At 71.1% G+C, this 8,628-nt stretch carries 8 protein-coding genes; 2 read left to right on the top strand and 6 right to left on the bottom strand.

Annotated features, from left to right (window positions below; all coding sequences use genetic code 11):
• The 3 genes from pstC to K933_RS09790 all read right to left on the bottom strand — a co-directional run.
• A partial coding sequence (gene pstC / locus K933_RS09800) for a phosphate ABC transporter permease subunit PstC (protein WP_023394573.1) occupies window positions 1-881 on the bottom strand: 881 nt, incomplete at its 3' end.
• Entirely contained in the window at window positions 881-1,981 is a 1,101-nt protein-coding gene (locus K933_RS09795; RefSeq protein WP_049947761.1) for a substrate-binding domain-containing protein, read from the bottom strand. The genes K933_RS09795 and pstC, both read right to left, overlap by 1 nt.
• A 155-nt stretch (window positions 1,982-2,136) precedes the next feature.
• Complete coding sequence (locus K933_RS09790; protein WP_023394571.1) at window positions 2,137-3,312, bottom strand: PstS family phosphate ABC transporter substrate-binding protein; 1,176 nt, start codon at window positions 3,310-3,312, stop codon at window positions 2,137-2,139.
• 279 nt (window positions 3,313-3,591) lie between these two features.
• Here K933_RS09790 and K933_RS09785 point away from each other — a divergent pair, with 279 nt between their 5' ends.
• Complete coding sequence (locus K933_RS09785) at window positions 3,592-4,608, top strand: phosphate signaling complex PhoU family protein (RefSeq protein WP_023394570.1); 1,017 nt, start codon at window positions 3,592-3,594, stop codon at window positions 4,606-4,608.
• Between the two features lie 52 nt (window positions 4,609-4,660).
• Here the strand turns inward: K933_RS09785 and K933_RS09780 are convergent, their stop codons facing one another.
• The 3 genes from K933_RS09780 to K933_RS18365 form a co-directional block, all read right to left on the bottom strand.
• Window positions 4,661-6,649, bottom strand: a complete 1,989-nt coding sequence (locus K933_RS09780; protein WP_023394569.1) for a molybdopterin biosynthesis protein — start codon at window positions 6,647-6,649, stop codon at window positions 4,661-4,663.
• Complete coding sequence (locus K933_RS09775; protein ID WP_023394568.1) at window positions 6,646-7,896, bottom strand: molybdopterin molybdotransferase MoeA; 1,251 nt, start codon at window positions 7,894-7,896, stop codon at window positions 6,646-6,648. Before K933_RS09775 ends, K933_RS09780 begins: the two co-directional genes overlap by 4 nt.
• A 62-nt stretch (window positions 7,897-7,958) precedes the next feature.
• Window positions 7,959-8,132: a hypothetical protein gene (locus K933_RS18365; RefSeq protein ID WP_161631418.1), complete on the bottom strand. Its 174-nt coding sequence runs from the start codon at window positions 8,130-8,132 to the stop codon at window positions 7,959-7,961.
• A 123-nt stretch (window positions 8,133-8,255) separates the two neighbouring features.
• Here K933_RS18365 and K933_RS09770 point away from each other — a divergent pair, with 123 nt between their 5' ends.
• Complete coding sequence (locus K933_RS09770) at window positions 8,256-8,627, top strand: Hsp20/alpha crystallin family protein (protein WP_023394567.1); 372 nt, start codon at window positions 8,256-8,258, stop codon at window positions 8,625-8,627.
• The last annotated feature ends 1 nt before the right edge of the window (window position 8,628 follow it).

The raw sequence follows: 8,628 nt of genomic DNA, 5'->3' as shown, positions 1-8,628 counted from the left end.
ACGTCGTAGAACGGTTGCGGGAACGCCTGCTGGTGGGGGAGGATCACCGTGGCGGCCATCGTCTCGCCGACGGCGCGGCCCACCCCGAGGAGGACCGCCGCGGAGACGCCCGAGAAGGAGGCGGGGAGCGTGACGCTTTTGATCGTCTGCCAGTCGCTCACCCCGAGCGCGAGCGACCCGTCCTTCATCGACCCGGGGACGCTCGTGATCGCGTCCTCGGCGACCGACACCACCGTCGGAAGCGCCATCACGCCGATCACGACGCCGGCGACGAACAGGCTGCCGTACCCCGACAGCGAGAGTTCGTTGTAGAAGTAGTCGGTCACCACGATCCACCCGAGGAAGCCGTAGACGATCGAGGGGACGCCAGCGAGCGTCTCGACGGCCGGCTTGACCACCTCGCGCACGCGAGCGGGCGCGATCTCGCTGATGAACAGCGCGCCGGCGACGCCGAGGGGCGCGGCGATGACCATCGCGATGAGCGTCGTCAGGAACGTCCCCCACAGCATCGGCGCGAGCGAGTAGACCCCTGACGACGCGCTCCACATCGGCGACTCCGTCCGCAACAGGATGTCGAACCCCATGTGCGCGAACGCGGGGGCCGACCGCACGAACAGGTAGACGGTGATGAGACCGAGCACGACCACCGTCGACCCGGTCATCAGGAACATCAGCACCTGTGCCGTGCTCTCCTGGTGGGCGTACCACCCGTACCCCGCCACCACGAGAAACGCGATGAGCGGGTAGACGGTGAGCGCCGGTTCGACGAGGAAGGCGACCAGCGTCGCGACGACCGCCGCGCCGCTGGCGGTACCCACGAGTTTGACGCCGCGGTCGAGACTCCCGAACCGGGAGGCGACCGACGCGCCGGCCGTCCCCATCAGTTCGCCTCCGAGCCGGGGAGCTTCGAGAGCTGTTCGCGCTGTCGCTCGTCGGGGAGACGCGCGTACCCGGTGGGAACGACGAAGTTCTGCTGTCCGTAGTCCGAGAGGATCATCCGGAGGAACGCCGCCTCCTTCTCGGAGGTGTCCTCCCAGGTGTACATGTGGAGGTCGCGCGCGAGCGGGTACCCCTCGGCGCCGAGGTTCCGCCCGGGTTCGTACTCCGTCCCGTCGACGACGAGCGTGACGGCCGGCGTCGTGTCGTCCACGAACGCGAGCGCCATGTACGCGAGGGCGTTGTTCGACTGTCCGACCAGCGTGGCGACCTGCTGGTTCTGTCCCTTCCGGACGTCGACGCCCGGCATCTCCGCCTCGGGGTCGCCGAGGAGGTTCGCCCGGAACGCGGTGTCGGTGCCCGACCCCACCGCGCGGCCGATCGCCTGGATCTCCTTGTCCGGCCCGGAGTAGCTGTCGATCGCCGACCAGTTCTCGATTTCGCCCGTGTAGATGCCGCGGACCTGTTCGGCGGTCAGCCGGGTCACGCCCGCGTCGTAGATGGCCTGGCTCACGACGATCGGCTGGGCGTCGATACCCACCACGTGGTTCACGAAGCTGTCGAGCACCTCCTGGCTCGCGTCGGACAGTTCCGCCGCGACCGGGGCGCTCGAGTTACCGATGTCGATCTGTTCGTTCCGAAGTTTCTCCAGCCCGGTCCCGCTGTGGCTCAAGCCGACACTGACTCTGAAGGGGGGAGCGCTGTCCCCGCTGGCCGCGTCGAAGCCGTAGAGGCTCCCCCAGTAGTCCGCGAGCCGTTCGTCGGTCCGGATGCCGTACTCGCTGGGACCCCAGTACTCCTCGTCGGAGGCGGGCGGGTTCGAGTTCCAGTAGGAACTCGCCTCGTTGGCGATCGGGTAGACGGTCGAGGAGCCGCCCGCTTTGAGTAGTTCCGTGCCGCCCGAACCGCCGCCCCCCTCGTCCGTTCCGTCGTCCCCCGCCACGTCGGGTGGGGTCGCACTGGTGCTGATACACCCTGCGAGCGAGGAAGCGATACAGGCACCGCCGGCCAGAACGGCCCGTCGTGGGACCGGGCTCTCTGACATCGAGTCGAGATTGACGAGTTCCGAGTAAGTACTCTACTATTACTCCTATATAGTCGAATGTACCCCGAGATCGAGGAGAGCGGAGGACTGCACGCCGGTTCACGAGCGGCGGCGGCCCGGAGGGCCGAAATATAGCGTTCGAGTGGACCCCTCGCTCAGGCGTCGGTGCTCGGGAGTTTCCCCATCTCCTCTTCCTGGCGCGCGTCGGTGAGAGTGACGTAGTTACTCGACGCCACGAACTTCTCCTGACCGTAGTCGGAGAGGATCATCCGGAGGAACGCCGCCTCCTTCTTCGAGGTGTCCTCCCACGTGTACGCGTGGAGGTCGCGCGAGAGCGGGTACTCCTTCGCGCCGAGGTTCTCGCCGTACCGGTACGTCGTCCCCTCGATCTCGAGGGCGACCGGGGGAACCGTCTCCTGGTCGACGAACGCGAGCGCCAGGTACGCGATGGCGTTGTTCGACTTGCTCACCAGCGACTGTACCTGCTGATTCTGCCCCTTTCGGACGTCGACGCCCGGGATCTCCGCGTCCGGGTTGCCGAACACGTTGAGCCGGAACGCGGTGTCGGTGCCCGACCCCACCGCGCGGCCGACCGCTTGGATCTCCTTGTCCGGCCCGGAGTAACTCTCGATCCCCGACCAGTTCTCGATCTCGCCCGTGTAGATCTTGCGCAACTGGTCGACGGTGAGTTTCTCCACGCCCGCGTCGTAGATGGCCTTGCTCACGACGATCGGCTGTGCGTCGACGCCGACGACGTGGTTCGTGAACGGTTCGAGTTCCGACTCGCTCGCGTCGGGGAACTCCGCCGACACCGGCGCGCTGGAGTCGCCGATGTCGACCTGTCCGTTCCGGAGTTTCTCCAACCCGGTTCCGCTGTGGCTCAGCCCGATGCTCGTCTTGAACGGCGGCTTCCCCTCGGCTCCGGACTCGAGGCCGTAGAGACCGGCCCAGTAGTCCGCCAGCGCCTGCTCCGTGTCGATGTCGTACTGCCCCGGTCCCCAGTACTCCTCGTCGGAGGCGGGCGGGTTCGAGTTCCAGTACGACCCCGCGAGGCTGGTGATCGGGTAGACCGTCGACGACCCGTCGGCGGTGAGTGGTCCCGACTGCTGGGCCTGACCCGTGCTCGTACTCGTGTTCGACGGCTGCGCGGACGCCTCGCTCGTGTCCGTCGCCTCGGCAGCGGCGTCCGTCCCACCGCCGGTGTCCGTCCCGGACTCGCCCGAGCCACCAGTACAGCCCGCGACACCCGCGATTCCCGCCGCGCTCGCGGCGACGACAAATTTCCGACGCGATACTCGGTCCGCGGCCGAACTCACCGGTTCGTTCGCCATCACCCGACCGGTGGTTCGAGTCGTCTATGTACTCTGCTATGAATGCCCTATAGACGGTGCTTTGGGTACCAGTGTCACGATTCGGGTACTGGATGGTCCGATCGTCACGGAAGTTTCGGCGTCCCGTGCGGCGGTTTCGTCGCGTCACGTTCGACGCCACGAGTTCAGTGGGTGGCGGTCGACGGTCGTTCGTCGGCGGACGGGGATCGAGAGGCGTCAGTCGAGTTAAACTATATACTTATGGGTAGTTTTATATGGAAAAGCCCCAGATCCACGCACATGGTCGAGACCCGGAAGGTGCAGGTGACGGGCGGTTCGACGTACACGGTGTCCATCCCGAAGGGGTGGGCGACCGAGAACGGGGTGAGCGCCGGCAGCACGGTCGAATTCTACCCGGAGGGCGACTCGCTGTTCCTGACGCCGAAGTCCGAGGAGGAGCGGACCGAGGGCACCCTCGACATCGGCGACCTGGAGGGGGAGGAGCTCACGCGCGCGGTCATGACGATGTACGTCTCGGGGTTCGACATCATCGCGCTTGAGTCCGGTCGGATCACGAACGACCAGCGGCGCACCCTCCGCGACGCGGTCCAGAGTCTCGTGGGACTCGAGGTGTTAGAGGAGACCCGCGACCGCGTGGTGATCCGCGACCTGCTCGACTCCTCGGAGCTGTCGATCCACAACGCGGTCACCCGGATGCGGCTCATCTCGCTGTCGATGCTCGAAGACGCGGTGGCGGCGCTCGCGGAACGCGACGAGGACATGGCGCGCGACGTGATCCAGCGGGACGACGACGTCGACCGCCTCTACATGGTGGTCGCGCGGATCTTCCGTGCGACCCTTCGCACGCCGAAGGCGGCCGAGGAACTGGGCGTCGGCCGCGAGACCTGTTTCGACTACCACTCCAGCGCCCGACAGCTCGAACGGATCGGCGACCACGCCACCAAGATCGCCCACCTGACGCTCGAACTCGGCGCCGAGGGCCACGGCGAGGAACTCGCCGGCGAACTGGTCGACGCCATCGCGGCGCTCCGCTCGGACGCCTCGGGCGTCGTCGACCGGGCGATGGAGGCGCTGTTCACCGACGACAACGCCGAGGCGACCCGGCTGGCCAACGAGGCGCGCGCGTCCGTCCGCGACATCGACGAGCGCGCCCGCGGCATCGACGAACTCCTCCGCGAACTCGAACCCGCACGCGCGCAACTGCTCGGGCTGATCGTCGACTCGCTGTCGCGGTCGGCCGACTACGGCGGCAACATCGCCGAGACCGCACTCCAGAAGGCGACGCCGACGCCGTAAGCGCGTCCGACCCGCACGCCGCCCCGCACACTGTCCCTCCCCGCGTCCGGCGCTACTCCAGCGGCTCGTACCCCGCCAGCCCGTCGAGGACGCCGTCGGCACCCTCGACCGCCCGCCGGAGCGCCGCGACGCCCGCCTTCTCCGTCCGGTCGGGGTTCGCGCGGACGCGGACCGCTTCCTCGCCCAGCGGGACGAACCCGGCCCCCAACCGTTCGGCCGTGACGCGCAGGCCGAGACCGGCGTCGGCGTCGCCCGCGAGCACGCGCCGCGCCGGCGACTCGTGAGCGCGGACCGACCGGTCGAACCCGTCCATCGCCCCGACCACCTCGCGCCGGTCGACGCCGCGCTCGTCGGCGAGCGTCGCCACCGCCTCGCCGAGGCTGGCCCGCAGCCCCGAGTTCGCGTCGCGGTTGACGAACCGGAGGTCGCGGTCGATTAAGTCCGCCAGCCCCGTCACCTCCCGGGGGTTGCCGGCGGGGACGACCAGCCCCCACTCGCGGGTCCACCCGCCGAGGTCGACGGCGTCCACCCGGGCGGCGGTCCCGTCTCCGCTCCGGGCGCTCGACTCCCGCTCGTCGGGACCCGCGGTCACCGCCACGTCGGGGACGCCCTCGCGCAGGCGGCGCAGCCCCTCGCGGCTCCCGACCGCGAGGTAGCGCGGCCGGTCGAGTCCATCGAGCAGCCGCGAGAACGCGGGGTCGTCCTCGCCGACGCCGAACAGCGTCGGCGGACGCACGTCGGGCGAGAACAGGTCCACCGCGACGCGTTCGCCCGCCGCGAGGTACTCGGTGTCGGCGTCGACGGTGACGACGCCGTCCGCCTCGACCAGGCTGGTGGTCGCGCCCGACCCCTTGTCGACCGGGTAGACCAGCGTGTTGCCGGCGGCTCCGTCGGCGTCGGCGCCCCCGGTCGCTCCGTCGTCGTCACCGACCGCCTCCGACGGCCCGCCCTCCACCAACCCGACGGGCACCAGCCGGGTCCGGCCCTCGTCGGAGCGCTCGCGGACGGCCATCCGCCCCTCGACGGTCGCGGTGCGGGGTTCCGGTCTCCCCGCCGCGCGCCGTATCGCGGGCGCGACGAACGTCCGGAAGATGGTGAGCGCCGACACCGGATAGCCGGGGAGCCCGACGTACGCCGACTCGGCCACGCGGCCGACGAGCATCGGCTTGCCGGGTTTGATCGAGACGCCGTGCAAGAGGAGTTCCCCCCGCTCTTCGATCACGCGGTAGACCACGTCGACGGCCGACGCGGAGGTGGACCCCGACGACAACACGAGGTCGCACTCCTCGCTCGCCTCCACCAGCAGGTCGCCCATCGCCTCGTAGTCGTCGCCGGCGTGGGGGTACAGCCGCGGATCGCCGCCCGCCTCCTCGACGCCCGCCGCGACGGTGTAGCTGTTCACGTCGTAGATCTGCCCCCGCTCGCCGTGGAGTTCCTCGCCGGGCCGGACGAGTTCGTCGCCCGTCGAGACGATACCGACCACGGGCGTCCCCCGGACCTCGACCGCATCGCGGCCGAGCGCCGACAACAGCCCGATCTCGCGGGGCGTGAGTTCGGTCCCCGGACCGAGCGCGCGCGCGCCCGCCGCGATGTCCGCGCCCGCGAACATCACGCTGTCGCCCGGCGCGACCGAGGTGCGGACCTCGATTCGGTCGCCGTCCGCCGTCTCCGTGGTCCGCTCGACTATCACCACCGCGTCCGCGCCGTCGGGCAGCACCGCGCCCGTCGATATCTCGGCGCAGGTTCCGGGTTCGACGGTCACCGACGGCTCCTCGCCGGCGTGGACCGCGCCGACGCGGTCGAGCGTCGCCGGGTCCGTCTCGTCGTGCCCGAACGTGTCGCGCGCGCGCACGGCGTAGCCGTCCATCGACGCGCGGTCGAACCCGGGGACGTCGAGGTCGGCGTCGACCCGTTCGGCGAGCACGCGCCCGCGCGCCTCCGCCAGCGGCACCGTCTCCGGGTCGGGGGTGAGGTCGAGCGACTCGACCGCCTCGCGCGCCTCGGCGGGCGTCGAAAGGTCGCGGAACTCCTTCCGGCTCACACCAGCGCCTCCCACAGTTCCACGTCGACCGTCTCGCCCGCGTCGACCCCCTCGCGGGACTCGGGGACGACCACCCAGCCGTCCGCGAGCGCGACCGACGAGAGCGCGCCCGCGCCCGCCGACCGGGTGGGGGTCGCCTCGGCCAGGTCGTCGTCCGCGTCGGCTCCGCCGTCCGTCACCTCCACGCGCGCGAACGTCCGCACGCCCGGCTCGCTCCCCACCTTCCGGGTCAGCGTCGCCCGCCGGGTCGGCGGCGGGTCCGCGGGGAGCCGCCCCGCCCGCTTGAGCGCCGGCCGGAGGAACTGGACCGCGTTGACGATACACGACACCGGGTAGCCCGGGAGCATCACCACGGGCGTCCCCTCGACGGCGCCGAGCGCGACCGGGTGGCCCGGCTTGAGCGCGACGCCGTGGACGAACAGTTCGCCCATCTCGGCGACCACGTCGGGCACCAGGTCGCGCTCGCCCACCGACGACCCGCCGGTGGTGACGACGACGTCGCGGTCGAGGTCCCGCCGTATCGCGTCGCGGAGCGCGGTCTCGTCGTCGGTCACGGTGTCGCGGTAGGCCGCGTCGCCGCCCCACCGCTCGACCAGCCGCGAGACGGTCAGGCCGTTCGTCTCGATGATCTCGCCCGGGTCGGGGTCGGACTGGACCAACTCCTCGCCCGTCGGGACCACGGCGACGCGCGGCCGCTCGGCCACCTCGACGTCGGTCAGCCCGACCGACTTCAACAGGCCGAGGTCGGAGGGGCGGAGCCGGTGGGGCGGGTCGTACAGCCGCTGGCCCTCGGCGACGTCCTCGCCCGTCGCGCCGACGTTCTCGCCGTCGGTGACGGCGTCGAACACCTCGAGTTCGCCGCCGACCGCCTCGGTTCGTTCGACCATCACGACGGCGTCGGCGCCCGGCGGGAGCGCGCTCCCGGTGTGGACGCGGACCGCACCCCCCGGGGTCACCTCGGTCCCCTCGGCCGCGCCGCCGTCGGTGGGAGCCAGGACGGCCGGCGAGCGGTCCGAGGCGCCGAACGTGTCCTCGGCGCGGACGGCCCAGCCGTCCATCGCGGCGCGGTCGTACCCCGGGACGGGCGCGGGCGCGGTCACCGTCCCGGCGACGGCGCGGCCGTCCGCCTCGGCCGGCGGGACGCGCTCGGTCCGGTCGTGCGGTTCGACGGCCGCGAGCAGTCGCTCGCGGGCCGCGGCGACGCGGGTCCGCCGCTTGAACCCGGCCTCCGTGCGGTCGTGACTCATGGCGATCGGTTGGCTCTCGCGGGGGAAAAGCCCCGCCGTCCGTCGCGGACGGCTCGGGTCGGTCAGCCCAGGCGGGCGCGGGCGTACCGGACCGCGGCGCGGACCGCCGCGAGCGGGCGGACCGGCGCGACCACCTCCTCGGGCGCGTCCGGCGGCACCGCCGCGATCGAGACGGGCACGTCGGGCGACTCGGTGCGGACCGGGGTCGGGGGGTCGTCCACGGCGGGACTGCTCATAGGTACGCGCGGACGTACTCGGTACAGCCACAAGAATCTATGGGAGAGAGGCACACGCACGAACCGGGGACGGCGCCGCCGCGCCACCGCGGGGTTTTTCGACCGCGCGCCCGTACGACGGGTATGACGAACCTGCGCGACGCCCTCCGGGACCTCCCGGAGGCCGTGTTCGCGGACGTACTGGAGAGCGACGACGAGTACCTCCTCGTGGTCGACCTGCCGGGCGCCTCGTCCGCGACGACGGACGTCACCTTCGAGGGGGGGCGACTCCGGATCGAGGCCCGCCGTGAGAAGGAGACGCCGAGCGAGTTCCAGTACGTCGAGGAGAACCGCCCGCTGTTCCTCGACGCGGAGCTACCGCTCCCGCCGGACGCCACCGACGAGGGGGCGTCGGCGTCGATGGACCGGGGCGTGCTCGACGTGCACGTCCCCAAACGGACCGCCGCCCCCGAGCGGACCATCCCGGTGTCCGATCCGAACTCGGACGACGAGTAAT

The organism is Candidatus Halobonum tyrrellensis G22, from assembly GCF_000495475.1.
In the GTDB taxonomy this organism is placed as follows: Archaea; Halobacteriota; Halobacteria; order Halobacteriales; family Haloferacaceae; genus Halobonum; species Halobonum tyrrellense.
The sequence above is the reverse complement of the archived record's forward strand: the minus strand, read 5'-3'. Positions and strand labels throughout refer to the sequence as shown.

What these genes read in the sequence shown, in the direction of transcription:
- K933_RS09795 (WP_049947761.1), bottom strand. Translation starts at nt 1,981, where the DNA reads ATGTCAGAGAGCCCGGTCCCACGACGGGCCGTTCTGGCCGGCGGTGCC.
- K933_RS09775 (WP_023394568.1), bottom strand. Translation starts at nt 7,896, where the DNA reads ATGAGTCACGACCGCACGGAGGCCGGGTTCAAGCGGCGGACCCGCGTC.
- K933_RS09790 (WP_023394571.1), bottom strand. Translation starts at nt 3,312, where the DNA reads ATGGCGAACGAACCGGTGAGTTCGGCCGCGGACCGAGTATCGCGTCGG.
- K933_RS18365 (WP_161631418.1), bottom strand. Translation starts at nt 8,132, where the DNA reads ATGAGCAGTCCCGCCGTGGACGACCCCCCGACCCCGGTCCGCACCGAG.
- K933_RS09785 (WP_023394570.1), top strand. Translation starts at nt 3,592, where the DNA reads ATGGTCGAGACCCGGAAGGTGCAGGTGACGGGCGGTTCGACGTACACG.
- K933_RS09770 (WP_023394567.1), top strand. Translation starts at nt 8,256, where the DNA reads ATGACGAACCTGCGCGACGCCCTCCGGGACCTCCCGGAGGCCGTGTTC.